Origin of the sequence: Roseateles depolymerans, assembly GCF_003387155.1 — a bacterium.
In the GTDB taxonomy this organism is placed as follows: Bacteria; Pseudomonadota; Gammaproteobacteria; order Burkholderiales; family Burkholderiaceae_C; genus Roseateles; species Roseateles depolymerans.
Genome location: NZ_QUMT01000009.1, coordinates 1 through 25,392 on the forward strand (window position 1 = coordinate 1; position 25,392 = coordinate 25,392).

Here is a 25,392-nt window from a genome sequence, read left to right on the forward strand (position 1 = left end):
ACGGTCGTCGGAGCGCTGGGGTTGCCTGCCTTGTCGATCTGCACGATCTGGATGGTGTTGGTCCCTTCGGTCAGGTCATTGGCGGAGATGCCAGTGCCGGTGCCCGGTTGCCAGGTCACGCCACCATCGGTGCTGAAACGCCAGTCCGCATCGGACTCTGCGCTGATGCTGACCTTGCCGTCGGAGCCGATCACGATCGGGTCAGCAGCCGTGCCAGTGCCGACTACAGCTCCCGTTTGCGAGCCGGTGCCCGAGTGGGTCACATCCAGCACCGGTGCCTCCGGTGCAGTCGTGTCCTTCACGACAGTAACGGTCGTCGGGGCGCTGGGGTTGCCCGCCTTGTCGATCTGAACGATCTGGATGGTGTTGTTGCCTTCGTTGAGCTCATCGGCAGGAATGCCGGCTCCCGTGCCGGGTTTCCAAGTTACACCGCCGTCGGTGCTGTAGCTCCAGTCGCCACCATCTTGCGCGCCAATCTGGACGGAGCCGTCGGCGTTGACAATGATCGGGTCCGCCACAGTACCAGCACCAGTGTTTCCATTGCCAACGGGTACCACGACGGCAGGTACTCCGGCGGCAGAGTCCTTGCCAGCCCCGCCTCCAGCGACGGCAGCAACACCGGCAACTGCGGCCGCGCCGGCGGCGACCGACAAAGTCGAAACGCCGCCAAACAAGGAGGTCGCGTTGGCAACCACTGAAGCGGCCTGACCCGATTGGGCGCTCACCGCCATACCCTGGGCCACTTCCGCGGCCGCCGAGTTCACGCCGGCCTCGGCCGACGGTGCAGCAGACATTTCAGAAGCTGACGCCTCGCCCGCTTCCGACGTTTCCGTCGCCGCCTGCGACGCTTGCTGCTCTTCCGACACCAAGTCTTGCTCATCGAGCTTGCGCTTGCGCAGTGAGCCGGCGACCTTCGGCATGGGAGGTTGAGCCGGCAGCGCGGTGGACTGGAGAGAAGTGATCTGTTCCGGGGAGAGGGGCTTGTTCATGATGTTCCTTTGACAGCGGAGGTTGCTTCCCGTTGAAGCGCCTTCGCAGTCTAGAAATCACCCTTCCCTCGCAGAATGGCCAAAACAAGCTAGCTCGTATGACCCACTAGCAAGGATTAGCTACCCAACTACCTGGTTCAACTGAAAACCGAAGCCGCGGTTGTCAGTCATCAAACTGATTGCATGCAAGACATGCGGCCCCCATCACCCCAGGCGAGGTGGCAACCCACCTATACAGGGCAGTGACGAGCTTGACTTCGCGTTGGCACGGGACCACCCAGCGTCCTCCCCACCAGGCGAGCACCCGCGTCAGCACCCAATCCAATCAGGCGGAAGCCATGTCGGTGAGACCGCCTTCACAGCCAGCCGGGACACCTTCACGCCGGCGTGTGCCTCAAGAGCAGATCCCCCCAAGCGCCCTCCCCACCAGCGCCCTCTGCTGCTCCCCATGCACCACCGCCGAAGCCGTCGCCCCCGCCGCCGTCACCGGCCTTGACACCTCGCTCAGCCTCAGCCGCTCCGACCCGCTCACCAGCGCCTGCAGCTCATCCCGCACCACCGGCCAGGCGCCCTGATTGCGGGTCTCCTCCTGCACCCACACCAAGGACGTCGCCGCCGGATATCCCTTCAACACATCCGCCAGCTCGTCCGACGGAAACGGATACAGCCGCTCCACCCTGACCAGCGCCACCTCCCGCGCCTCACTCACGGGCAGCGATGCGCGTGCCGACAGAAGGTCGTAATAAACCTTGCCGCTGCACACCAGCACCCGCTGCACCTGGGCCCGCACCGCCGCCTCATCATCGATCACCGGCTGGAACCGTGCCCCGGCCAGCGCTTCCAGCGTCGTGTGGCTGCGCGGCTCGCCCAGCAGGACCGCCTTGGGCGTCATCACCACCAGCGGCTTCTTCACCGGATCCAGCGCCTGCTGAAGCAGCAGCAACGCCCACTGCGCCGCGGTGGACGGCATCGCCACGCGCAGGTTGTCCGCACCGCACAGCAGCAGGATGCGCGTCAGGAAGGCATTGGAATGTTCCGGCCCAACGCCTTCATACCCATGCGGCAGCAGCACCGTCAACCCGCTCACAGATCCCCACTTCTCCTCTCCACAGCTGAGATATTGATCCAGGAAGACCTGTGCCCCATTCACGAAGTCGCCAAACTGGGCTTCCCACACCGTCATCGCCGACGGCGCTGCGACGCTGTGCCCATACTCAAAGCCCAACACCGCCTCCTCCGACAGGATGGAGTTGTGCACCTCCAGTGACGCCTTCGCCGTGAAGTGAGACAACGGCATCCATTGGGCCGGGCCCGATGCCGACTGGTTGTGCCACACCGCATGCCGATGCATGAAGGTGCCCCGCTGAACATCCAGGCCGGAGATGCGCAGTGGCACGCCCGCCGACAGCGTCAGCGCATGCGCGATCGATTCGGCCGTGCACCAGTCGATGGCCTCGGGTCGCCCTTGCGGGGTGAGTTCACCCACCGCGAGCCGCTGCCATCGTGCGGCGAGACGGGCCAACAACGGATGCGGCTCGAAGGCTGTCGGCACATCGGCCAGGTTGGCCAGCACCCAGCGCAGCGCATCCGCGTCCGGCATGGTGCCAACAGGCGCGGCGGCCTGGGGCGCAGGCAGGGACGCGGGCCATGGAATGCCCGCCAGCGATCGCGGCGCGCTCCCGATGTCCGCAGGCGCCCCCTGGGTCTGCATGCCCTCATCGCCGCGCCTGGCGCGCTGCGCTTGCGGCGCTTCCTGCACTGCTGTGGACGCCTTGGCGCCAGGCATCGGATGTCCCGGCGCCCGCAGCACCGCTGGATCGAACACCTCCAGCGCCTGCAAGGCCGCATGGGCAGCGGCGTCAGTCAGGACCCCTCGCGCGACCAGCCTGTGTGCATAGCGGGTCGCGACACCCGGTTGCTCCGGCATCTGCGCATACAACCGGGGCGCGGTCAGCATCGGTTCATCATGCTCGGAATGCCCCAGCCGCCGGAAGCCGACCAGGTCGATGACCACGTCCGTCCCGAAGCGGGCGCGATAGTCCACCGCCATCGCCGCCACGCGCAGCACGGCCTCCGGGTCGCTGGCACTCACCCGCAGCACCGGTGCATCCACCGTGCGGGTCACATCGGTGCAGAAGCGTGACTGCTCCGGGTCCATGCGGTTGGGCTCGGTGAAGCCCACCTGGTTGTTGATGATGATGTGGATGACGCCGCCCACCTCATACCCCGTCTTGAGGCCCAGGGCCAGCGTCTCCATCACCACCCCCTGCCCGGCGAAGGCGGCATCTCCGTGCATCATCACCGGCAGGCAGCGCTGCGCCGGAAGGCGACCTGCGCTCAGCGCCTGAGCAGCCGCAAGGCTTCGCCCCGCGCCGTGCTGGAGATTGCTGCCGCGCGCCATGCCCACCACCACCGGATAGACGCTTTGCAGGTGCGATGGATTGCTGGCCAGGGTGACCGCCATCGCCCCGTGCGGGGTGCTCACGTCGTAGCGTCCGCCGAGGTGATAGACCAGGTCCTTCTGCCGCTCCGGATGCGCCGGCTGCGGCTCGAAGAAATCCATGATCTCGTCCACCGGATGCCCCAGCAGGTTGGCCAGCACATTGACCCGGCCCCGATGCGGCATGCCCATGACGCAGCGGGAGATGCCCTGTGACGCCGCCCTCGCCAGCACCGCCTCCAGCAGTGGAATCAAGGCCTCATGCCCCTCCAGCGAGAAGCGCTTGCCATGGGGGTAGCGCCGCGACAGGAAGCGCTCCCACCCTTCCACCTGCGCGAGGCGCCGGAGGAGATGTTCAGCACGCTCAGCAACCAGGGAGGGCTCGGCGGACTCACTGGAATGAGCGTCCCCCTCCAACTTGGGCGATTCCGCCGCTGCAGCGCGTTCAGCACTCGGGCCCGTCTGGCGTCGATCCGCCGCTACTCGGTCAGCGAACGCGCCCGTGGCATCCTCCGTCTCGAACTGCTGATACAGCCAGGCGCGTCGCTGTTCATCGCGCACCGCTGTGACGTCCAGCGCCACCGTGCCGCAGTACCAATGCCGCAGACGCTGGTGCAGGTCCTTGGCCTTTGTGGCGCCCAGCACCGGACGCTGGTCCTCGCTCAGCGCCGTGTCATCGCTCAGGCCGAACTGGGCCAGCGTCGGCCCATCGCCCGACCCGACGGACCACGCGGAGCCGTCCCCATCCGGTGCCTCCTGCGGAGCCAGGGGATCCAGCCGGGCGAAACGATGCCCGTGCCAGCGATAAGTCTCGATAAATGCGGCCACACCCGGCCGCAGTTGCGGAGCGTGGGCGTGGGCGTGGGCCTGCGCCACGCCCGCACCAGTGTCGGCATCGCGATCACAACGACGTGCCGGCGCCCACACGGGCCCGACGGAAAGGCGGTTCACTGACATATCAACTCCCTTGAGCGATCAACAAGACCCAGCGATCGGCCAGGGATCTCCGTCAACGCTCGAAACGGCGTCTTGTGCCCGCAGACCGTCGCCAGGCGAAGGGCTGCTGAAGGCGGTCGGATCCTCCCGGCCTTGCGGATGCCAGCTCTGCGGCCGGCTCGATGCTTGTCCCCTTCCCTATCCCCTTCCGAACAGCGGCCGTCAGACCGCGAAGGTGCGCACCGCGTCGTTCAACTGACGCGCCTGCTCCTGCAGCGCGCGGGCGGCTGCGGTGCTCTGCTCCACCATGGCGGCGTTCTTCTGCGTGGAATCGTCCATCTGCACCACCGCCACATTGACCTGCTCGATGCCGGCGCTCTGCTCCTGGCTGGACGCGGTGATCTCGGCCACGATGTGGCTGACCTGCCGGATGCTGCTGACCACCTGGGCCATGGTGCTGCCGGCCTGCTCCACCATGCGGCTGCCTGCGTCCACGTGCTGGACGGAGTCATCGATCAGGCGCTTGATCTCCTTGGCCGCCGTGGCGCTGCGCTGCGCCAGGCTGCGCACCTCCGACGCGACCACCGCAAAACCGCGGCCTTGCTCACCGGCGCGGGCGGCCTCGACCGCTGCATTGAGGGCGAGGATGTTGGTCTGGAAGGCGATGCCGTCGATGACGCTGATGATCTCGACAATGCGGCGCGACGCGGTGGCGATGGAATTCATCGTCTCCACCACCTGCCCCACCGCCTGCCCGCCCTCGGTGGCGATGTGGGAGGCGGACGAGGCCGAGCTGTTGGCCTGATGGGCATGGTCCGCACTCAGTCGCACGGCGGCGGTGAGCTGCTCCATGGCCGCAGCGGTTTCCTGCAGGGCAGAGGCCTGCTGCTCGGTACGGGCGGACAGGTCCTGGTTGCCCTGCGCGACTTCCTGGGCCGCATTGGCGATGGTGTCGGCACCGCTGCGCACATCGGTCACGATGCGATGCAGGTTGACCACCATGTTCTGCAGCGCCGTCATCAGGCGGGCCACCTCGTCCTTGCCTTCGACCTGGATCCGATAGGTGAGGTCCCCGGCCGCGACCGATTCGGCCAGATGGATGGCACGGTCGATCGGCACGGTGATCGAGCGGGTGATCAGGATCGCGGTCGCCACGCCGCCCAGCAGGGCCAGCGCGGAGGCGATGATCATGTTCCGCTTGGCGGCGGCGGAGCGATCGTTGGCATCGGTCACGTCGTCTTCCATGCTCTGCGCCTGGTAGTTCACCATCTTGTCGATCAGCGCGTAATAGCGGGCCTGCGGGCCGGCCATCTGTTCCTGGTAGACCGCCAGGGCGCCCTCCCGGTCACCGGCGGCCAGCAGGTCGAAGACCTTGCGCACGACGGCGCCGTATTCCTTGCGGGCGACGGACTGCTCCTCAAAGAGCCGCTTGCTCTCGTCGCTGCTGAGCATCTTCTCGAGCTTGGCCAGGTTCTCCGAATTGGTCTGACGGATGGCGGCGTACTCATCCATGTATTTCTTGGTCGCTTCGGGCGTGCTGGACAGCAGCAGGCGTCCGATGGTGATGGCACCGCGATCCCCCACGCTCTTGACCTGCGTGGTCAGGGCAATCAGTGCATAGCGGTCTTCGACGACGGTACTCATCGTGCGGTTGACGCCATTGATGACACCGATCCCGACCGCCAGGATGACCAGCAGCAGGGCAAAGGTGACAGCGAAAGCGATGGCCAGGCGGGTGCCAATGCGAAGGTCGGCCAGTTTCATGAAAGCAGCTCCCAGGACAGTGAGTTATTGGAAATGTCCCGCTATCAAACCATTGCTTACATTTGGCTGTCTAGCCTGTAACCACACACAACTGTCAATCCCCTGATTCAAGTGGTAGAGGTAGGCAGTTGTTCACAACTGGGAAGGGCATTTGGTCTGTCACCCGCCCGTCATTTCTCCATGCGGAATGACCCTGTGGTGTTCGAGAGACTGCGGTTGCGCTTCATGAAATTCACTCTCCGTACAGACATAAAAAAAGCTCCCCGAAGGGAGCTCTCGTGACGCTTGGCAACGATTAGGCGGCGGCAAGACCCAGTCGCTGGCGAGCGGCCTGATATTCGCGCCCGAAACGCGCCACCAGCTCGCCGGCGGGCAGCACTTCGCGGATGGCACCGATACCCTGCCCGCTGCCCCAGATGTCCTTCCAGGCCTTGGCCGCCGCGCCACCCCCGAAGTTCATCTTGGTCGGATCGCTTTCCGGCAGGTTGTCCGGATCCAGGCCCGCCTTGACGATCGAGCCCTTGAGGTAGTTGCCGTGCACGCCGGTGAACAGGTTGCTGTAGACGATGTCGTCGCTGTTGCTGTCCACGATCATCTGCTTGTAGTCATCGCTGGCGCGGGCTTCTTCCGTCGCGATGAAGGCCGAGCCGATGTAGGCCAGGTCCGCGCCCGCAGCCTGCGCCGCCAGGATGGCGTCGCCGCTGGCAATCGAGCCGGACAGCGCCAGCGGCCCCTGGAACCACTCACGGATCTCCTGGATCAGCGCAAACGGGCTCTTCACGCCGGCGTGTCCACCCGCCCCGGCCGCCACGGCGATCAGCCCGTCGGCGCCCTTCTCCACCGCCTTGTGGGCAAACTTGTTGTTGATGATGTCGTGCAGGACGATGCCGCCCCAGCTGTGCACCGCGGCATTGACGTCCTCACGGGCGCCCAGCGAGGTGATGACGATGGGCACCTTGTACTTGGCGCACATTTCCATGTCGTGCTCGAGCCGGTCATTGCTCTTGTGCACGATCTGGTTGATGGCGAAGGGCGCGGCCGGAGACTCGGGGTGGGCACGGTCATGCGCCGCCAGGGTCTCGGTGATTTCGGCCAGCCAGTCCTCCAGTTGCTCCGCCGGACGCGCATTGAGCGCAGGCATGGAGCCCACGATCCCGGCCTTGCACTGGGCAATGACCAGCTTCGGGTTGCTGATGATGAACAGCGGCGAGCCGATGACCGGCAGGCGCAGGGTGTTGAACAGCGGGGGAAGTGCCACCTCGTGTCTCCTCGTGGTGAAAGACGGATTGTTTGAACCGTTGCTGGGGCTGGGGCGGAATCAGAACGCGTCGATGGGCAGGGCCATGACGCTGTCGGCGCCATGCACCACCGCATCGCGCAGCGACTGGCACCGCGGCAGGATGTGTTCAGCGTAGAACCGCGCCGTGGTGATCTTGGCCTGCATGAACTCGACGTCCTCGCCAGCTGCCAGCAGCTCCTGCGCGGCCAGCAGCGAGCGGGCCAGCTGCCAGCCGGCCACCAGGTTGCCCGCCAGCATCAGGTAGGGCACCGAGCCGGCAAAGGCCGCATTGGGCTTGGACTTGCCATGCGCAGCCACGAAATCCACCACCTGCACAAAGGACGCACGGGCCTGCGCCAGCGATTGACGCACCGCCAGCGCGGCCGCGCTGGCATTGGCGGCCAGCGCGCCTTCGGTCTCCTCGATCTGCGCGGCCAGGCTGCGCGCAAAGGCGCCGCCGTCGCGCATCGTCTTGCGGCCCACCAGGTCATTGGCCTGGATGGCGGTGGTGCCCTCGTAGATGGGCAGGATGCGCGCGTCACGGTAGTACTGCGCCGCGCCGGTTTCCTCGATGAAGCCCATGCCGCCATGGACCTGCACGCCCAGCGAGGTCACCTCCAGGCTCATCTCGGTGCTGTAGCCCTTGACCAGCGGCACCATGAATTCGTAGAAGTTTTGCGCTTCCTTGCGGGCCTGTTCATCGCTGTGATGATGGGCGATGTCATAGGCCGCAGCCGCGTCGATGGCCATGGCGCGGCAGCCTTCCACCAGCGCGCGCTGGGTCATCAGCATGCGGCGCACATCCGGGTGATGGATGATGGCGACCGGCCCGGCGGCGGAGCCGTCCACCGGGCGCGACTGCACCCGGTCCTTGGCATAGGCCACTGCCTTCTGATAGGCCCGATCCGCCACCGCCAGGCCCTGCACGCCCACGCCAAAACGGGCGGCGTTCATCATGATGAACATGTACTCCAGGCCGCGGTTCTCTTCACCGATCAACGTGCCGATGGCGCCGCCGTGATCGCCGAACTGCAGCACCGCCGTCGGGCTGGCCTTGATGCCTAGCTTGTGCTCGATGGAGACGCAGTGCACGTCGTTGCGGGCCCCCAGCGATCCGTCTTCCTTCACCAGGAACTTCGGAACCAGGAACAGGCTGATGCCCTTCACGCCCTCCGGCGCTCCCGGCACGCGCGCCAGCACCAGATGGACGATGTTGTCCGTCATGTCGTGCTCGCCCCAGGTGATGTAGATCTTGGTGCCGAAGATCTTGTAGGTGCCGTCGCCCTGCGGCTCGGCGCGGCTGCGCACCAGCGCCAGGTCGGAGCCGGCCTGCGGCTCGGTCAGGTTCATCGTGCCGGTCCATTCACCGGACAGCAGACGGGGAATGAACAGCTGTTTCTGCTGCTCGGTGCCGGCCACCAGCAGCGCTTCCACCGCGCCGTCGGTCAGCAGCGGGCACAGGGCAAAGCTCACATTGGCCGCCTGGACCATTTCCGCGCAGCCGGTGCCGATGGTCTTGGGCAGACCCTGTCCGCCGTAGGCCTCGGGATGCTGCAGCCCCTGCCAGCCGCCTTCGGCGTATTGGCGGAAGGCGTCCTTGAAGCCGGGCGTGGCGAAGACCTGACCGTCCTTCCAGAACGACGGGTTCCGGTCGCCCTCGACATTCAGCGGTGCAATGACATCCTCATTGAGCTTGGCCGCCTCTTCCAGCACCGCCTGCGCGGTGTCCAGGCCGTGATCGGCGAAGGCGGGGATCTGCTCGGCGAGGGTCTGCAGGCCGGCCAGTGCCTGCATGTCAAACAGCATGTCCTTGATCGGGGCGCGGTATGTCATGGTCTTGTCTCCGGATGAAAAAAGAGCGCCGCGTATCGACAACGGGGCGCCCTGGATCGGTCGGCAAGACAGGCAGGCTCGAGTCCGCCTCGAGTCCACCCGCCTTGCGGTGGCCGTGGCCGCAGGCCCTTGGGGCGATGCGGCAAGGCGCGCTTACAGCGCCTTGACCAGTTCGGGAACGGCGGTGAACAGGTCGGCTTCCAGCCCGTAGTCGGCCACCGAGAAGATCGGGGCTTCTGGGTCCTTGTTGATCGCCACGATCACCTTGGAATCCTTCATGCCGGCCAGATGCTGGATGGCGCCGGAGATGCCGGCCGCGATGTAGAGCTGCGGCGCGACGATCTTGCCGGTCTGGCCCACCTGCCAGTCGTTGGGGGCATAGCCCGCGTCGACGGCGGCGCGCGATGCACCCAGCGCGGCGTTGAGCTTGTCGGCCAGCGGCGTCAGCACTTCGTTGAACTTGTCGCTGCTGCCCAGGGCGCGGCCGCCGGACACGATGATCTTGGCTGCGGTCAGTTCCGGGCGGTCGCTCTTGGTGACTTCACGGCCCACAAAGCTGCTCTTGCCGCTGTCGGCCACACCGCTCAGGGTTTCAACGGCGGCGCTGCCGCCTTCGGCCGCGGCATCGAAACCGGTGGTACGCACGGTCAGCACCTTGATGGCGTCGGTCGACTGCACGGTGGCGATGGCGTTGCCGGCGTAGATCGGGCGCTCGAAGGTGTCGGCGCTGATGACCTTGGTGACGTCGCTCAGTTGGCCCACGTCCAGCAGGGCTGCCACGCGCGGCGCCACGTTCTTGCCCGCGGCGGTGGCCGGGAACAGGATGTGGCTGTAGTCCTTGGCAATGGCCAGCACCTGGGCGGCCATGTTTTCGGCCAGGCCGTCGGCGAACTGGGCGCCGTCGGCATGCAGCACCTTGGCCACGCCGGCGATCTTGGCGGCAGCCTGGGCCGCAGCAGCGGCATTGGCGCCGGCCACCAGCACATGCACATCACCGCCGATGGCGCTGGCAGCGCTCACGGTGTTGTAGGTAGCCCCCTTCAGCGAGGCATTGTCGTGTTCTGCAATGACGAGGATGGTCATTCTCGAATCTCCATTCAGACGGCTGTGGGGGGCTCAGATGACCTTGGCTTCGGTCTTCAGCTTGGTGACGAGCGTCGCAACGTCCGGCACCTTCACACCAGCACCGCGCTTGGGCGGCTCGGCCACCGACAGCGTCTTGATGCGCGGCGCGACGTCCACACCCAGGTCCGCCGGCTTGACGGTTTCCAGCGGCTTCTTCTTGGCCTTCATGATGTTGGGCAGCGTCACATAGCGCGGCTCGTTCAGGCGCAGGTCGGTGGTGACCACGGCCGGCAGGGTCAGGCTGACGGTCTCCAGACCGCCATCGACCTCGCGGGTGACCGCCACCTTGCCGTCGGCCACTTCCACCTTGGAGGCGAAGGTGCCTTGCGGCAGGCCGGTCAGTGCGGCCAGCATCTGGCCGGTCTGGTTGCAATCGTCATCGATGGCCTGCTTGCCCAGGATGACCAGTTGCGGCTGCTCCTTGTCCACCAGCGCCTTGAGCAGCTTGGCCACGGCCAGCGGCTGCAGTTCGGCATCGGTTTCGACCAGGATGGCACGGTCGGCACCAATGGCCATCGCCGTGCGCAGGGTTTCCTGACATTGCGCCACGCCGCAGGACACGGCGATCACTTCAGTGACCACGCCCTTTTCCTTCAGGCGCACGGCTTCTTCGACCGCGATTTCGTCAAACGGGTTCATCGACATCTTCACATTGGCGATGTCGACCCCGGTGCCGTCGCTCTTGACGCGCACCTTGACGTTGTAATCGACGACTCGTTTGACGGGGACCAATACCTTCATCGAAGCACTCCAGGCGTATTGACGTTAACGTTAATTCGATTCTATGGGAGGCCTGCGCCGCCCCCGTGTCACCGATCCATCAGGACCGAAGGGACACTGCGTCCTTGGCGGTCCGACCTCGGGATGAAAATCGGAAAATAAAACGAACGATCGTTCTATTCTAGCCATGAGAGCCGGGCTGCCAAGTGAAAGTGCTGGAATCTTCTAGACTGCCCACCCTGATGTCCTGGAGAGGTCCACTCAGGGCTCGTGCGGTGGTCACCTTGACGGTGGTCTGCCCTGCCGCACCCTGCATGGAGCCTTGCGCCACGCGTTCCACAATCACCGTTCTTTCAGCTGCCACTCAGACTGACGCCCTACCCTCGTCACGCTCCCTCTGCCCGCATCCTGCCGTCGTGGTGCCCTCGTCCTGCCCTCATCGTTACCCATCGTGATGTCCGCCGATTCCATTGCCTCCCCATCAGCGCAGGCCAGCCCGCCCCTCGCCGCTGCCAATGTGGCCCCGGGGTCCGAGTCCGCCCGCCTTGACGCCCGCACACCCCCTCCCACGCTGGGCGTGTTCGACTCAGGCCTTGGCGGGCTGACGGTGCTGCAGGCGCTGCGGGCGCGGATGCCGGATGTGGCGCTCCATTACGTGGCGGACACCGCCCATGCGCCCTATGGCGAGCGCAGCAGCGACTACATCCGCGAACGCAGCCTCCGGGTGGCCGAGCACCTGCGGGCGGCGGGCGCGCGCATGGTGGTGGTGGCGTGCAACACCGCCACGGCTCACGCGGTCAATGCCATGCGGGAGCGCTGGCCGGACTGGCCGGTGGTGGGCATCGAGCCTGGCGTCAAGCCGGCGGTGGCCGCCACTCGCAACGGCCGCATCGGCGTGATGGCCACGTCCGCCACCATCGCCAGCCGACGTTATGAAGCGCTGGTGGCTGCGCATGCGGGGGATGTGTCCCTGGTGAGCCAGCCCTGCCCCGGACTGGTCTCCTTGATCGAACAGGGCGACCTGGACAATCCGGAGCTGGGCGCCCTCATCGATCGCTACTGCGAACCGCTCAAGGCCGCCGGGGTGGACACGGTGCTGCTGGGCTGCACCCACTATCCGCTGGTGCAGACCCGCATCCAGGCCGCATTGGGAGACGGCGTGCGTCTGCTCAATATCGAGGATGCGGTTGCGCGGCAGGCCCAGCGGCTGTGGGAAACGCTGAAGCTGCCGGCCCAGCCGGACGCGCCATTGGTGCTGCAGAGCACCGGCGATCCGGCGCCGCTGCAACATGTGGCGCGCGAGGCCTTGGGGTGGCGTCAGGCCGTGGTGTCACGCATCCACGTGTGAAGGCAGGTTCAGACCAGCGCCCGTGCCATCCCCCGGGTCATGTCCACGCGCTTGAGCAGCACATAACCCGCCACGAAGAACAAGCCGGTGGACAGAATGGCCAGGCGGTGATTGCCGGCCGTCAGCACCGTCACCGCGCCATAGGTCAGCGGGCCGATGATGGCCGCCAAGCGCGTGGCAAACGTCCATAGGCCGAAGAATTCCGCCAGCCGGTCGTGGGGCGCCAATGCACCGGCCAGTGCCCGCCCGCAGGACTGGCTGGACCCCATGCAGAGCCCGGCGATCAGCGCAGCGATCCAGAACAGCCAGCTGCTGGTGGCCACAAAGGCCAGCACCGTCATCAGCATCCAGCCCACCAGCGTGACGGCCAGCGCGGGCTGGTGCCCGATGCGGTCCTCGTAGTAGCCAAAGGCAAAGGCCCCGATCGCCGAGGCGATGTTGACCAGGAACACCAGCGCCATCGTCTGCGCCTGGCTGAACCCCAGGGCCTGATCGGCATACACCGCCGCAAGCGCGATCACCACGGCGATGCCGGCCTGGTAGGCGGTGCCGCAGGCCAGCAGCCGGAGGAAATCGGGATAGGCGCGGGCCCGCTGCCAGGACGCCAGCAGTTCCGACAGGCCGGACCGCCGGCGGGTGGCCCGTCGGATGGAACACGGATCGGCCCGTTCGCGCATCAACAGGAAGGTGGGAATGGCCGCGATCAGATAAAGCCCTGCGGTGATGAGCAGGGTGATGGGCACGAAGTCAGCGGCGGCCTGGCCGCGCGCCTGGGCTTGCAGCACATAGACCAGGCACAGCCCCAGCGCCAGCATGCCGCCCAGATAGCCGAACGCCCAGCCCCAGCCGGAGACGCGGCCCAAGGCATTGCGACGCGCCAACTCCGGCAGGAATGCCGCGATCAGCGACTCGCCATAGGAGAAAAACACGTTGGAGAGCACCACCGCGGCGGCGGCCCACCACAAGGCCGCGGAGCCGAAGCAGGCCAGCGCGGCCGTCGTGATCACGCAGCCGCCGGTGCAGAAGGCCAGCAGGCGCTTCTTGGCACCGTGCGCGTCGGCCCAGGCGCCCAGGCCCGGCATGGTCACCATCACGATGAGGCTGGAGACGGCGATGAGCACCGTCCAGAGCAACGTGGCGGACGGCTGCCCTTTGGCCACTTCGGCCACGAAGTAGGCGTTGTAGACAGCGGTCAGCACCACCGTCGTGTAGCCGGAGTTGGCGAAGTCGTACATCGACCACCCCAACACTTCCCGGCGACGCACGCCTGGGTTCAACAGGTCCTGACCGAACATGAGGTCGAGTGTAAGAGCAGCCGGCGGCTGGGAAGACGCTGCGAAAGCCCGTGACTTCCCTGCCGACGGTCATGCGGACCTGTGTGCGCACAAACGGCTGCCGTGCGTGCGCCCGGGGCGCCGGACGGCTCAGACCAGCGCGACCTGCACCCGGCGCCCCACGACGGCGGCCGCGCGCTGCAAGGTGGCGAGGGTGACATTGCCGTCGGTCGGGTCCAGCACTCGGTCCACCTGGGTGCGGCTGGTGTTCATCAGCTCGGCGAGTTTGCGTTTGCTGAGCTTCTGGTCTTTCATGGCCTGCAGCAGTTGCCAGGCAATCACTTCCTTGATGGCCTGCGCCTGGAATGCCTCAAGCACACCCTCCTCGGCCAGGAGGTCGTCCACGCTGGACCCCATGTGTCGATTCACCATGCTGGATCTCCTTCATCCGTTCGCGGGCAAGGCGCAGCGCCTCGACCGGTGTGGTCTGGGTTTTCTTCACAAACGCATGCAAGGCGTAAAGCGCATGCGCATGGAAGCAAAAGAGGACACGTGCAACAGCGCAGCTCGGCAGATGGGTGCGCACTTCCCAGAGCCCCTGACCCAGGGCCCGGCATAGCGGCATGCCGACCGGCCAGCGGTACTGCACCCGCTGCAGGTCGGCCCCGACAGCCAAACGGTCCGCGCGATCCAGGGCCTTGAGCCATTCGCGCACCGGCTCATGGCCGGAGAGCGAGCGGTAGAAGACCATCGGAACCTTGGGAAGATCCGCAAACTGCACCATATAACGTGCCACCCAATGCTACATGATTTGGGCCGCCTGTGGCGGGCAAGTCTGGGATGCTAGGAAAAAAGCCTCTTGAGCTGGGTCAAGAGAACGGCCGCAACCTCGATCCGGTCAAGATCGGGCGGAAGCTGCAAAGCCAGGCCGACTTGCGCGAGGGACGCAGTGACTGGAATGCAGGGGGCTGGTACCTGGGACGGGACTCGAACCCGTACGCTTGTGACAGCGGCAGATTTTAAGTCTGCTGTGGCTACCGATTTCACCACCCAGGCCGCAAGGCATGGCCCGCATTATCGTGCGGCGCGCCAATGAAAAAAGGGAAGTCGCAAGGACTTCCCTTTTTGGAGTTTGGAGCGGGAAACGAGGCTCGAACTCGCGACCTCAACCTTGGCAAGGTTGCGCTCTACCAACTGAGCTATTCCCGCATCGCAGGAGGAACCGACCGGCACTAGGTGCCCATCAAACCCCACCTTCAACACTTGAAGTGGAGCGGGAAACGAGGCTCGAACTCGCGACCTCAACCTTGGCAAGGTTGCGCTCTACCAACTGAGCTATTCCCGCAAAACTAACTGGCCTGACAGCAGCTGCGCTGCCCTCAAACCCAATACCTGGAGGCGCGATCCGGAGTCGAACCGGACTAACCGGATTTGCAATCCGGGGCATAACCGCTTTGCTATCGCGCCCCTGATCGAGCACCGAAGTTTGGTGACTTCAGCCTCGATAAAAAATGGAAGCCAAGGCTTCCATCCTTTTCAGAACCTGGAGCGGGAAACGAGGCTCGAACTCGCGACCTCAACCTTGGCAAGGTTGCGCTCTACCAACTGAGCTATTCCCGCAGATATCCGCGTATTTCAGCTTTCGCTGATTTCAACACACTGCCTGCTGCTGCTAACCATTGCTGGTATCTGACGTTTGAGCTTTGAGGCTCATGCAAAGTCAACTGACGTCTTCTTTGCTGATTCGTCTGCAGCACCGTTTGCGCTGAAGCCGAGAGTATAGAACGATTTTTTGGAGCGGCGCAAGAGTTGCGCCGAGAAGTGGTGCTGCGGTGCTCTTATCGCACAGAGCTTTAACACAAATGCCCACGGCCAGGGCCGTGGGCATTGCTAATGGTCTTCGCAGTCTGAAGACTCAGCCGCGAGTGACGCTCAGTGCTTCAGCGAATCGCCACCGGCCTCCGGCTTGGCTTCACCGACCTTCTCGGCCGGAGGCGGCGCTGCGACCTCGTCTTCCGGAATTGGCTGCGGCAGGGTCTCCAGGGCCACTTCCAGCACACGGTCGATCCAGCGGACCGGAACGATCTCCAACTGGTTCTTCACGTTCTCAGGAATGTCCTGCAGGTCCTTGACGTTCTCTTCCGGAATCATCACGGTCTTGATGCCACCGCGATGGGCTGCCAGCAGCTTTTCCTTCAAGCCGCCGATGGCCGTGACCTCGCCCCGCAGCGTGATCTCACCGGTCATCGCCACATCCGCACGCACCGGAATGCCGGTCAGCGCGGAGACGAAGGCGGTGGTCATCGCAATACCTGCGCTCGGGCCATCCTTCGGGGTAGCGCCATCGGGCACGTGAATGTGCACGTCGCGCTTCTCGAAGGCTTCGTCCTTGATGCCCAGGCGGCGAGCCCGCGACCGCACCACCGTGCGAGCCGCTTCCACCGATTCCTTCATCACGTCGCCCAGCGAGCCGGTGCGGATGATGTTGCCCTTGCCCGGCATGGACGTGGCCTCGATGGTCAGCAGGTCGCCGCCCACCTCGGTCCAGGCCAGACCGACCACCTGACCCACCTGGTTCTTCTTCTCGGCACGACCGAAGTCGTACTTGCGAACGCCCAGGAATTCGTTCAGGTTGTCTTCGTCCACCACCACACGGCTTTGGTAGGTGCCCAGCTGCAGGCCCTTGACCACCTTGCGGCAGATCTTCGAGATTTCACGCTCGAGCGAACGCACGCCGGCTTCACGGGTGTAGTAGCGGATCACGCCGCGGATGGCCGCTTCGGTGACGTCCAGCTCTTCATCCTTGACACCGTTGTTGCCCCGCTGCTTGGGCAGCAGGTAACGCTGGGCGATGTTGACCTTCTCGTCTTCCGTGTAGCCCGACAGGCGGATCACTTCCATCCGGTCCAGGAGGGCCGGCGGAATGTTCAGCGAGTTCGAGGTGGCCACGAACATCACGTCGGACAGGTCGTAATCGACCTCGATGTAATGGTCGGCAAAGGTGTGGTTCTGCTCGGGGTCCAGCACCTCCAGCAGCGCGGACGACGGGTCACCCCGGAAGTCCATGCCCAGCTTGTCGATCTCGTCCAGCAGGAACAGCGGATTGCGCGTGCCCACCTTGGACAGGCTCTGCAGCACCTTGCCCGGCATGGAGCCGATGTAGGTGCGGCGGTGACCGCGGATCTCGGCCTCGTCACGCACGCCACCCAGGGCCATGCGAACGAACTTGCGACCCGTGGCGCGCGCCACCGACTGCCCCAGCGAGGTCTTGCCGACGCCCGGAGGGCCGACCAGGCACAGGATGGGCGCCTTGACCTTGTCCACGCGCTGCTGCACCGCGAGGTATTCGAGGATGCGTTCCTTGACCTTGTCCAGGCCGTAGTGGTCCTCGTTCAGGACGGCTTCGGCATTGGCCAGGTCGTGCTTGATCTTGGTCTTCTTGCTCCAGGGCAGGTTGACCAGCGTGTCGATGTAGTTGCGCACCACCGTGGCTTCGGCGGACATCGGCGACATCAGCTTGAGCTTCTTGAGCTCGGCCTCGGCCTTCTTGCGCGCCTCCTTGGGCATGCGGGCGGCCTGGATCTTCTTTTCCAGCTCTTCCAGGTCGGCGCCTTCTTCGCCGTCGCCCAGTTCCTTCTGGATGGCCTTGACCTGCTCGTTCAGGTAGTACTCGCGCTGGCTCTTTTCCATCTGGCGCTTGACGCGGCCACGGATGCGCTTTTCCACCTGCAGGATGTCGACCTCATGCTCCAGCAGGTCCAGCAGCTTCTCCAGCCGCTTGCCCACTTCGGACAGGTCCAGCACCGACTGCTTGGCGTCGAGCTTGAGCGGCAGGTGCGCGGCGATGGTGTCGGCCAGGCGGCCGGCATCGTCGATCCCGGCGATGGAGGTGAGGATCTCCGGCGGGATCTTCTTGTTCAGCTTGACGTACTGGTCGAACTGCTGCGTGACGGCGCGACGCAGGGCCTCGACCTCAGGCTGCTCATCCGCTTCGGGCGGGATGGGCAGGACGTCGGCGGTGAAGTGTTCTTCGCCGTCATGGATGGCCTGCGTGGTGGCCCGCTGCAGGCCTTCCACCAGCACCTTCACGGTGCCGTCGGGCAGCTTCAGCATCTGCAGGATGCTGGAGACGCAGCCCATCTCGAACATGTCGTCGGGTTTGGGTTCGTCCTTGCCGGCGGCCTTCTGCGCCACCAGCATGATCTGCCGCCCGGCTTCCATCGCGGCTTCCAGGGCCTTGATGGACTTGGGGCGACCCACGAACAACGGGATCACCATGTGCGGGAACACAACCACGTCCCGCAGCGGCAGCAGCGGGAGGGTGATGGGTTCCGCGGGAAGGATCGGATGACCGGACATGAAAACCTCTCTTTCTCAGACCCATCTTGGGTCCGAGGGGCCTATTACAAGGTGGGCCGCCTGCACAAGTGCAACAAGCGTACTCACCGGGGCCTTGCAGCCAGGGCGGAACCGTTGGAATTCCTGGCTGAACATCGCTTGAACTGAGCCTGCGCCCGATCAGGCACTGGCCTTGGCTTCGCGATACACCAGCAGGGGCTTGGAGTCTTCCTCGATGTTGTGCTCGTCCAGCACCACCTTCGCCACGCCGTCCAGGGACGGCAGTTCGAACATGGTGTCGATCAGCGCATGCTCGACGATGGAGCGCAGCCCCCGGGCGCCCGTCTTGCGGGCCAGCGCCTTGCGGGCCACCGCATTCAGGGCCGAGGGACGCACTTCCAGCTCGACGCCGTCCATCGAGAACAGCTGTTGATACTGCTTGACCAGCGCATTGCGAGGTTCGGTCAGGATCTGTACCAGCGCGTCTTCGGTCAGTTCGCCCAGCGTGGCGATGACCGGCAGACGGCCCACCAGTTCCGGGATGAGACCAAACTTGATCAGGTCGCCCGGCTCCACTTCACGGAACAGCTCGCCGACCTTCTTCTCGCTCTTGCTCTTGACCGATGCGCCAAAACCGATGCCCGACTTCTCGGAGCGGTTCTGGATGACCTTCTCCAGGCCGTCGAAAGCGCCGCCGCAGATGAACAGGATGTTGGTCGTGTCGATCTGCAGGAAGTCCTGGTTGGGATGCTTGCGGCCACCCTGCGGGGGGACGGACGCCATGGTGCCCTCCACCAGCTTCAGCAGGGCCTGCTGCACGCCTTCACCGGACACGTCCCGGGTGATGGACGGGTTGTCCGCCTTGCGGCTGATCTTGTCGATTTCGTCGATGTAGACGATGCCGCGCTGGGCACGCTCGACGTCGTAATTGCAGTTCTGCAGCAGCTTCTGGATGATGTTCTCGACGTCCTCCCCCACATAACCGGCTTCGGTCAGCGTGGTGGCGTCGGCAATCACGAAGGGGACGTTGAGCACGCGGGCCAGGGTCTGGGCCAGCAGCGTCTTGCCGGAGCCGGTCGGGCCGATCAGCAGGATGTTGCTCTTGGACAGCTCCACACCGTCCTTGGTGTCCGCCGCATGGCGCAGCCGCTTGTAGTGGTTGTAGACCGCTACGGACAGCGTGCGCTTGGCCACGTCCTGGCCGATGACGTACTGGTCCAGCGTGGTCTTGATTTCGCTGGGCACCGGCAGGTCCGACTTGCTGGCGCGACCGGGCGCGGCTTCGGCCGGCACCTCGTCACGGATGATGTCGTTGCACAGCTCGATGCACTCATCGCAGATGAACACGGACGGACCCGCGATCAGCTTCTTGACCTCGTGCTGGCTCTTGCCGCAGAAGGAGCAATACAAGACTTTTTCGCTGGAGTTGCCTTTTTTCTCGGCCATGGAAGTGCTGCTAGATACAGGCGTTGTGCCTGCATTGATGATAGTTCAATTGCCGGGACCGTCTGCCAGGGGATAAAAGCCCCTAAGGTGGCTTAGTTACGGTCCTGGGCAATCGGTGGGTGCCGGGCCGGTCGGCCGGTGGATCCGGTCATCAGGATTGAGGAGTTCCTGCGGGCCTTGAACCGGGGCCTGAGTGGATGAACGAAGGCGAGAGTTCGCCATTCGTTCAACCCACCCGTTTCAGGCGACAAGGCGGGTTCAGCCCCGCTTTTCGATGACCTGGTCCACCAGGCCATAGGTCTGGGCTTCCGGGGCCGACATGAAGTAGTCGCGCTCGGTGTCCGCCTGGATCTTCTCCAGCGGCTGGCCAGTGCGTTCCGCCAGGATGCGATTGAGCTGCTCGCGGGTCTTGAGGATCTCGCGGGCGTGGATCTCGATGTCGGTGGCCTGGCCCTGCGCGCCGCCCAGCGGCTGGTGGATCATGATCTTGGCATTGGGCAGCGAGAAACGCTTGCCCTTGGCACCTGCGGCCAGCAGGAATGCACCCATGCTGGCGGCCATGCCCATGCACAGTGTGGACACCTGCGGCTTGATGAACTGCATCGTGTCGTAGATGGACATGCCGGCCGAGACGCTGCCGCCCGGGGAGTTGATGTACAGCGAGATCTCCTTGTCCGGGTTTTCGCTTTCCAGGAACAGCAGCTGAGCCACCACGAGGTTGGCCACGGCGTCGTTCACAGGGCCCACCAGGAAGACGATGCGCTCGCGCAGCAGCCGGCTGTAGATGTCGTAGGCGCGTTCGCCGCGGCCCGACTGTTCAATGACGATGGGCACCATGCCCAGGTTGCTAGTTTCCAGAGCGCTCATGAAATCCTCTGTTGTGGTTGGCGTCACGTGCTTGATTATGTCCCGCGACGCAAGCCCCTGCCGGGCAGGTCCTGGGGAGCGTCCGGCAGCGGTCGCCCCCGGGCCCTGCCCTCAGGCGCAGGACTCCCTCACATGGGGGCGAGACAGCGAAAAACAAAGGCGCCGGCCTCGCGGCGCGGCGCCTTCAGGCGATGCAATCCTGATGCAGGATCAGTTGCCGGCCATCAGTTCGTCGAACGGCACCTGCTTGTCTTCGACCTTGGCCTTGGCCAGGACGAAATCGGTGACGTTGTTCTCGATCACGACGGCTTCCACTTCGGCCATGCGCTCACGGTCCGACAGGTACCAGCGCACGACTTCCGCCGGCTTCTCGTAGCTCTGCGAGATTTCCTCGATGTGCGCCTGCAGCTGCTCGGGCTTGGCTTGCAGGTTGTTGGAACGCACCAGCTCGGCCACGACCAGGCCCAGGCGGACGCGCTTTTCAGCCTGGTCCTTGAACAGCTCGGCGGGGATCGGGGCCTTGTCGGCGTCCTTCACACCACGCTTCTTCAGGTCTTCACGGGCATTGCCGACCATGCGCTCGGCTTCGCCTTCGATCAGGGCCTTGGGCACGTCCAGCTCGGCCTTGGCGACCAGGGCGTCCATGGCGGCGGCCTTGTTGCGGGCCAGCACGCGGAACTTCACTTCACGCTCGAGGTTCTTCTTGATGTCGGCGCGCAGGGCTTCGACCGTGCCTTCCTTGATGCCCAGGGCCTTGGCGAACGATTCGTTCACTTCCGGCAGATGCTGGGCTTCGATCTTCTTGACGGTCACCAGGAAGTCGGCTTCCTTGCCGGCCACTTCCTTGCCGTGGTAGTCCTCCGGGAAGGCCAGCGGGAAGGTCTTGGACTCGCCCGACTTCATGCCGCGCACGGCCTTTTCGAAGGCTTCGAGCATCTGGCCTTCGCCCAGCAGGAACTGGAAGCCGTCGGCCTTGCCGCCAGCAAACGGTTCGCCGTCGATCTTGCCTTCGAAGTCGATGGTGACGCGGTCGCCGTCGGCAGCCACGTCAGCGGCGCCGCGCTGGGCGAAGCTGCGACGCTGCTTGCGCAGGATCTCGACGGTCTTGTCGATGGCTTCTTCGGTCACTTCGGCCGAGACGCGCTCGACGCTGGCGTCGGCCAGATCACCCAGCTTCACTTCGGGATAGACCTCGAAGGTGGCGTCAAAGGCCAGGTCGCCTTCGGCGGCGCCGTCCTTCTGCTCGATGCGGGGCATGCCGGCCACACGCAGCTTGGCTTCGTTGGCCGCCTGGCTGAACGCCTGGCCCAGCTTGTCGTTCACGACTTCGTACTGCACCGACGCGCCGTAGCGCTGGGCGACGAAGGACATCGGCACCTTGCCGGGACGGAAGCCGTCAGCCTTGACGGTGCGGGCCAGCTTCTTCAGGCGGGCCTCGACCTCGCTGTTGATGTCAGCGGCCGCCAGCGTGAGCGTGATGCGGCGTTCGAGCTTTTCGAGAGTTTCGACGGTGACAGCCATAGTGGACTCGGAAACAGTTGGAGTGGTGCGCGGGGCCGGACTCGAACCGGCACGCCCGTGAAGGCGTCAGGACCTAAACCTGGTGCGTCTACCAATTTCGCCACCCGCGCTGGGTAACAGGAAAAGCGCTTCTCACCGCTTGCTCATTGCATCGACCCGCAGGCGACCTGTGTGCATCCGCAGCGCAATCGCCATGGCTTTGGCCATGGGGTTGCCCTTGGTTCGCCGTTGGTTCGCAATGGTCAGCAATAGGCTTGCAGTGAGTCCGCTCTTCCTTGGTAGGGATCCGGCGTTGAATCCGGGAAACCGGCGATTGTAGCCGTTCAGTGAGCGGTTTCCGCGCCCCCGGGGGCGGGTAAGCCCGGGGGTGCGGAAACTGGGGTCAGCTGCGGCCGACCGAGGGATCCCGCTCGATGCGGAACCAGGCCGCATACATGGCCGGCAGGGCCAGCAGGGTGAGCACGGTGGCCACGATCAGGCCGCCCATGATGGCCACGGCCATCGGACCCCAGAAGACGCTGCGCGACAGCGGCACCATCGCCAGCACGGCAGCGGCCGCCGTCAGTGCAATCGGGCGCAGACGGCGCACGGCCGATTCCACGATGGCCTGGGCTGGCGGCACGCCGCGGCTGCGATCCTGCTCGATCTGGTCGATCAAGATCACCGAGTTGCGCTGGATCATGCCCATCAGCGCAATCACCCCCAGCAGCGCCACGAACCCGAACGGCCGGTTCAGCAGCAGCAGCGCGGCGGACACGCCCGCGATGCCCAGGAAGCCGGTGAGGAAGGCCAGCATCGCCCGCGAGAAGCTGTGCAGCTGCAGCATCAGCAGCGTGAAGGTGATGAACAGCATGATGGGCACGCCGGCGGCAATCGAGCCGGTGCCCTTGCTGCTCTCCTCCACCGCACCGGCGATGGTGATGTTGTAGCCGGGCGGCATTTCCTTGCCAATTTCGCGGATCTTGGGCCAGACCTGGTCGGTGACGGTGGCGCCCTGCAGCCCTTCGATCACGTCGCCCTGCACGGTGATGGCGTACTGGCGCCCTTCCCGGTGCATGACCCCCGGCTCCCAGCTCAGGCGCGGCTTGGCGACTTGAGTCAGCGGCACGGCGCGGCCAGAGGCGGTCGTGACGTAGGCATTGGCCAGCTTGGTGAGCGTGTCGCGCTCGGCCACCGGCTGGCGCAGCACGATGTCGATCAGCCGGTCGGCCTCGCGGTACTGGCCGACGGTGTTGCCGGTCAGCAGCAGGCGGACCGCCTGCGAGATGCCCTGGCTGGTCACGCCCAGGGCGCGCGCCTTGTCCTGGTCCACATCCAGGTGCAGCACCTTGATGGCTTCGTTCCAGTCGTCATTCACGCCCAGCATGTTGGGATTGGCGCGCATGACCTCCTTGGCCTTGTCCGCCGCCTGGCGCAGCAGGGCCGGGTCGTCGCCGGCGATGCGGAACTGCACCGGGTACGGCACCGGCGGCCCGTTGGGCAGCAGCTTGACGCGGCCACGGACTTCCGAGAACTCCGCCGCCAGCAGCTGCGGCAGCCGCTTGCGCAGCACTTCCCGGTCGGCCAGCGACTTGGGCAGGATGATGGCCTGGCTCACATTGGAGTTGGGCAGGATCTGGTCCAGCGGCAGGTAAAAACGCGGCACGCCGGAGCCGACCCAGGTGGTGATGCTGCCCACCAGCGGCTCCTTCATCATGCGGGCCTCGAAGCGCTTGGCCACCGCATGGCTTTCCTCGATGGTCGCGCCCTCGGGCAGCCACAGGTCCACCAGGATCTCGGGCCGGCTGGAGTCGGGGAAGAACTGCTGCTGCACCTTGCCCATGCCCGCCAGGCCCAGCACGAACACCAGGATGGTCACGCTGATCGTCTTCCAGCGGTGATGCACGCACCAGGCCACGACGCGGCGAAAGCGCGTGTAGAACGGCGTGTCGAAGACCTCGTGCGATTCGCCTTCCTGGCCGGCGCGGGTCTTGAGCAGCAGCGCGCCCAGGTAGGGCACGAAGTACACCGACACGAACCAGGAAATCACCAGGGCCGCTGCCGTCACGGCGAAGATGGCGAAGGTGTATTCCCCCACCGTCGACTTGGCCAGGCCAATGGGCAGGAAGCCCACGGCGGTGATGAGGGTGCCGGTCAGCATCGGCATGGCGGTGACGTCATAGGCATACGTGGCCGCATGCATCTTGTCGTAGCCCTCTTCCAGCTTTCGGACCATCATTTCCACCGCAATGATGGCGTCGTCCACCAGCAGGCCCAGCGCGATGATCAGCGAGCCCAGCGATATCTTGTGCAGCCCCACGCCGGCGTAATACATGACCACGAAGGTGATGGCCAGCACCAGCGGAATGGTGATGCCCACGACCAGGCCGGGCCAGACGTCGATGCGCAGCGGCTTGGTGTGCAGGCCTAGGCTGATGAAGCTCACGGCCAGCACCACCACCACGGCTTCGATCAGCACATGGACGAACTCGCCCACCGAGGTCTTGACCGCCTGCGGCTGGTCCTGGATCTGGGCCAGCGACATGCCGGCTGGCAGGGTTTTCTGGATGCGGCTGGTCGCCGCCTTCAGGGCCTTGCCCAGGGCGATGATGTCGCCGCCCTTGCCCATGGACACACCCAGCGCCACCACCTGGTGGCCCTGGTAGCGCACCATGGTCGAGGCCGGGTCCACGAAGCCGCGGCGCACCGTGGCGATGTCGCCCAGGCGCAGGCTGCTGGCCACGCCGGTGGTCGTGTTGACGCCGCGGATGGGGAATTCATTCAGGGCCTGCACCGAATTGAGCTGGCCCTCCACGCGGATCTCGACCTTGGTGGTGCCCGCGTCCATCACGCCGGCGCTCTCGACCGCATTTTGCGCATTCAGCTGCGCCACCACCTGGTTGAAGTCCAGGCCCAGCTCGGCGAGCCGCTTCTGGGAGATCTCCACGAACAGCTTCTCGGCCTGCACGCCGAACAGATCCACCTTGGCCACGTCCGGCAGGCGCAGCAGCTCGGAGCGGACCGCTTCAGCCTGCTGGCGAAGCTCCTCCAGGTTGAAGCCGCCATCGGAATTCAGGGCGAAGATGGAGCCGTAGACATCGCCGAATTCATCGTTGAAGAATGGGCCCATCACGCCTTGCGGCAGCGTGGCCTTCATGTCGCCGATCTTCTTGCGGACGGTGTACCAGAGGTTGGGTACTTCACCCGGGGAGGTGCTGTCCTTGACCTGGAAGATGGTCAGGGACTCGCCGGGCTTGGTGTAGGAGCGGATCTTGTCCGCATGCGGCACTTCCTGCAGGGTGCGCTCGATCTTGTCGGTCACCTGCTCGGCCATCTGCTGCGGCGTGGCGCCCGGCCAATAGGCCTGCACCACCATGGCGCGGAAGGTGAAGGGCGGATCTTCGTCCTGCCCCAGCTGGAAATAGGCGGCAAAGCCCAGGATCATCAGCACCACCATCAGGTAGCGCGTCAGCGGGGCATGCTCCAGCGCCCAGCGCGAGAGGTTGAATCCGGCGCGGCTCGGGTTGCTCATG

Annotated in this window: 16 protein-coding genes and 6 tRNA genes; 1 reads left to right on the plus strand and 21 read right to left on the minus strand. The window is 65.1% G+C overall.

The features are described from left to right. The 7 genes from DES44_RS24040 to DES44_RS24070 all read right to left on the minus strand — a co-directional run. A partial coding sequence (locus DES44_RS24040; protein WP_147307210.1) for a hypothetical protein occupies positions 1-989 on the minus strand: 989 nt, incomplete at its 3' end. Between the two features lie 394 nt (positions 990-1,383). Next, positions 1,384-4,380, minus strand: coding sequence for a 2-oxoglutarate dehydrogenase E1 component (locus DES44_RS24045; RefSeq protein WP_211326954.1), 2,997 nt, complete (start codon positions 4,378-4,380; stop codon positions 1,384-1,386). 207 nt (positions 4,381-4,587) lie between these two features. After that, positions 4,588-6,129 carry a methyl-accepting chemotaxis protein gene (locus DES44_RS24050; protein ID WP_083525419.1) on the minus strand — a complete coding sequence of 514 codons (1,542 nt, stop codon included), beginning with the start codon at positions 6,127-6,129 and terminating at the stop codon, positions 4,588-4,590. 295 nt (positions 6,130-6,424) lie between these two features. Continuing rightward, positions 6,425-7,387, minus strand: a complete 963-nt coding sequence (locus DES44_RS24055; protein WP_058934321.1) for an NAD(P)H-dependent flavin oxidoreductase — start codon at positions 7,385-7,387, stop codon at positions 6,425-6,427. A 60-nt stretch (positions 7,388-7,447) separates the two neighbouring features. Then, entirely contained in the window at positions 7,448-9,241 is a 1,794-nt protein-coding gene (locus DES44_RS24060; protein WP_058934320.1) for an acyl-CoA dehydrogenase, read from the minus strand. Positions 9,242-9,394: 153 nt separating this feature from the next. Further along, positions 9,395-10,324, minus strand: coding sequence for an electron transfer flavoprotein subunit alpha/FixB family protein (locus DES44_RS24065; RefSeq protein ID WP_058934319.1), 930 nt, complete (start codon positions 10,322-10,324; stop codon positions 9,395-9,397). 33 nt (positions 10,325-10,357) lie between these two features. Next, positions 10,358-11,107, minus strand: a complete 750-nt coding sequence (locus DES44_RS24070) for an electron transfer flavoprotein subunit beta/FixA family protein (RefSeq protein ID WP_058934318.1) — start codon at positions 11,105-11,107, stop codon at positions 10,358-10,360. A 433-nt stretch (positions 11,108-11,540) separates the two neighbouring features. Here DES44_RS24070 and murI point away from each other — a divergent pair, with 433 nt between their 5' ends. Further along, on the plus strand, positions 11,541-12,434 hold the full coding sequence (murI, locus tag DES44_RS24075; RefSeq protein WP_083525418.1) for a glutamate racemase: 894 nt from the start codon (positions 11,541-11,543) through the stop codon (positions 12,432-12,434). Between the two features lie 8 nt (positions 12,435-12,442). Here murI and DES44_RS24080 read toward each other — a convergent pair whose 3' ends face one another. From DES44_RS24080 to DES44_RS24145, 14 genes are all read right to left on the minus strand, one after another. Next, positions 12,443-13,729 (minus strand): MFS transporter, encoded by a 1,287-nt coding sequence (locus DES44_RS24080; protein ID WP_058934317.1) that lies wholly within the window; start codon positions 13,727-13,729, stop codon positions 12,443-12,445. Between the two features lie 129 nt (positions 13,730-13,858). Beyond that, entirely contained in the window at positions 13,859-14,140 is a 282-nt protein-coding gene (locus DES44_RS24085; protein ID WP_058934316.1) for an XRE family transcriptional regulator, read from the minus strand. After that, positions 14,079-14,492, minus strand: coding sequence for a type II toxin-antitoxin system RelE/ParE family toxin (locus DES44_RS24090; RefSeq protein WP_083526009.1), 414 nt, complete (start codon positions 14,490-14,492; stop codon positions 14,079-14,081). Before DES44_RS24090 ends, DES44_RS24085 begins: the two co-directional genes overlap by 62 nt. Before the next feature lie 185 nt (positions 14,493-14,677). Continuing rightward, positions 14,678-14,764: transfer RNA gene (locus DES44_RS24095), tRNA-Leu, on the minus strand. Positions 14,765-14,841: 77 nt separating this feature from the next. After that, positions 14,842-14,917: transfer RNA gene (locus tag DES44_RS24100), tRNA-Gly, on the minus strand. Between the two features lie 60 nt (positions 14,918-14,977). After that, positions 14,978-15,053: transfer RNA gene (locus DES44_RS24105), tRNA-Gly, on the minus strand. Between the two features lie 48 nt (positions 15,054-15,101). Beyond that, positions 15,102-15,175, minus strand: a tRNA-Cys gene (locus tag DES44_RS24110). 77 nt (positions 15,176-15,252) lie between these two features. Then, positions 15,253-15,328, minus strand: a tRNA-Gly gene (locus DES44_RS24115). Between the two features lie 312 nt (positions 15,329-15,640). Further along, positions 15,641-18,067, minus strand: a complete 2,427-nt coding sequence (lon, locus tag DES44_RS24120; RefSeq protein WP_058934314.1) for an endopeptidase La — start codon at positions 18,065-18,067, stop codon at positions 15,641-15,643. 159 nt (positions 18,068-18,226) lie between these two features. Next, a complete protein-coding gene (gene clpX, locus DES44_RS24125) occupies positions 18,227-19,492 on the minus strand; it encodes an ATP-dependent Clp protease ATP-binding subunit ClpX (RefSeq protein ID WP_058934313.1) in 1,266 nt (421 codons plus the stop codon). Positions 19,493-19,750: 258 nt separating this feature from the next. Beyond that, positions 19,751-20,359, minus strand: a complete 609-nt coding sequence (clpP, locus tag DES44_RS24130) for an ATP-dependent Clp endopeptidase proteolytic subunit ClpP (protein ID WP_058934312.1) — start codon at positions 20,357-20,359, stop codon at positions 19,751-19,753. 210 nt (positions 20,360-20,569) lie between these two features. Beyond that, positions 20,570-21,880 (minus strand): trigger factor, encoded by a 1,311-nt coding sequence (tig, locus tag DES44_RS24135; RefSeq protein WP_058934311.1) that lies wholly within the window; start codon positions 21,878-21,880, stop codon positions 20,570-20,572. Positions 21,881-21,903: 23 nt separating this feature from the next. Continuing rightward, positions 21,904-21,990: transfer RNA gene (locus DES44_RS24140), tRNA-Leu, on the minus strand. A 272-nt stretch (positions 21,991-22,262) separates the two neighbouring features. Beyond that, on the minus strand, positions 22,263-25,391 hold the full coding sequence (locus DES44_RS24145) for an efflux RND transporter permease subunit (RefSeq protein WP_058934310.1): 3,129 nt from the start codon (positions 25,389-25,391) through the stop codon (positions 22,263-22,265). Position 25,392: the final 1 nt, after the last annotated feature.

Bases quoted from the DNA above. Each gene is read 5' to 3' on its own strand.
- DES44_RS24050 (WP_083525419.1), bottom strand. From the start codon at position 6,129: ATGAAACTGGCCGACCTTCGCATTGGCACCCGCCTGGCCATCGCTTTC.
- DES44_RS24060 (WP_058934320.1), bottom strand. From the start codon at position 9,241: ATGACATACCGCGCCCCGATCAAGGACATGCTGTTTGACATGCAGGCA.
- DES44_RS24065 (WP_058934319.1), bottom strand. From the start codon at position 10,324: ATGACCATCCTCGTCATTGCAGAACACGACAATGCCTCGCTGAAGGGG.
- DES44_RS24070 (WP_058934318.1), bottom strand. From the start codon at position 11,107: ATGAAGGTATTGGTCCCCGTCAAACGAGTCGTCGATTACAACGTCAAG.
- murI (WP_083525418.1), top strand. From the start codon at position 11,541: ATGTCCGCCGATTCCATTGCCTCCCCATCAGCGCAGGCCAGCCCGCCC.
- DES44_RS24080 (WP_058934317.1), bottom strand. From the start codon at position 13,729: ATGTTCGGTCAGGACCTGTTGAACCCAGGCGTGCGTCGCCGGGAAGTG.
- DES44_RS24085 (WP_058934316.1), bottom strand. From the start codon at position 14,140: ATGGTGAATCGACACATGGGGTCCAGCGTGGACGACCTCCTGGCCGAG.
- DES44_RS24090 (WP_083526009.1), bottom strand. From the start codon at position 14,492: ATGGTGCAGTTTGCGGATCTTCCCAAGGTTCCGATGGTCTTCTACCGC.
- lon (WP_058934314.1), bottom strand. From the start codon at position 18,067: ATGTCCGGTCATCCGATCCTTCCCGCGGAACCCATCACCCTCCCGCTG.
- clpX (WP_058934313.1), bottom strand. From the start codon at position 19,492: ATGGCCGAGAAAAAAGGCAACTCCAGCGAAAAAGTCTTGTATTGCTCC.
- clpP (WP_058934312.1), bottom strand. From the start codon at position 20,359: ATGAGCGCTCTGGAAACTAGCAACCTGGGCATGGTGCCCATCGTCATT.
- tig (WP_058934311.1), bottom strand. From the start codon at position 21,880: ATGGCTGTCACCGTCGAAACTCTCGAAAAGCTCGAACGCCGCATCACG.
- DES44_RS24145 (WP_058934310.1), bottom strand. From the start codon at position 25,391: ATGAGCAACCCGAGCCGCGCCGGATTCAACCTCTCGCGCTGGGCGCTG.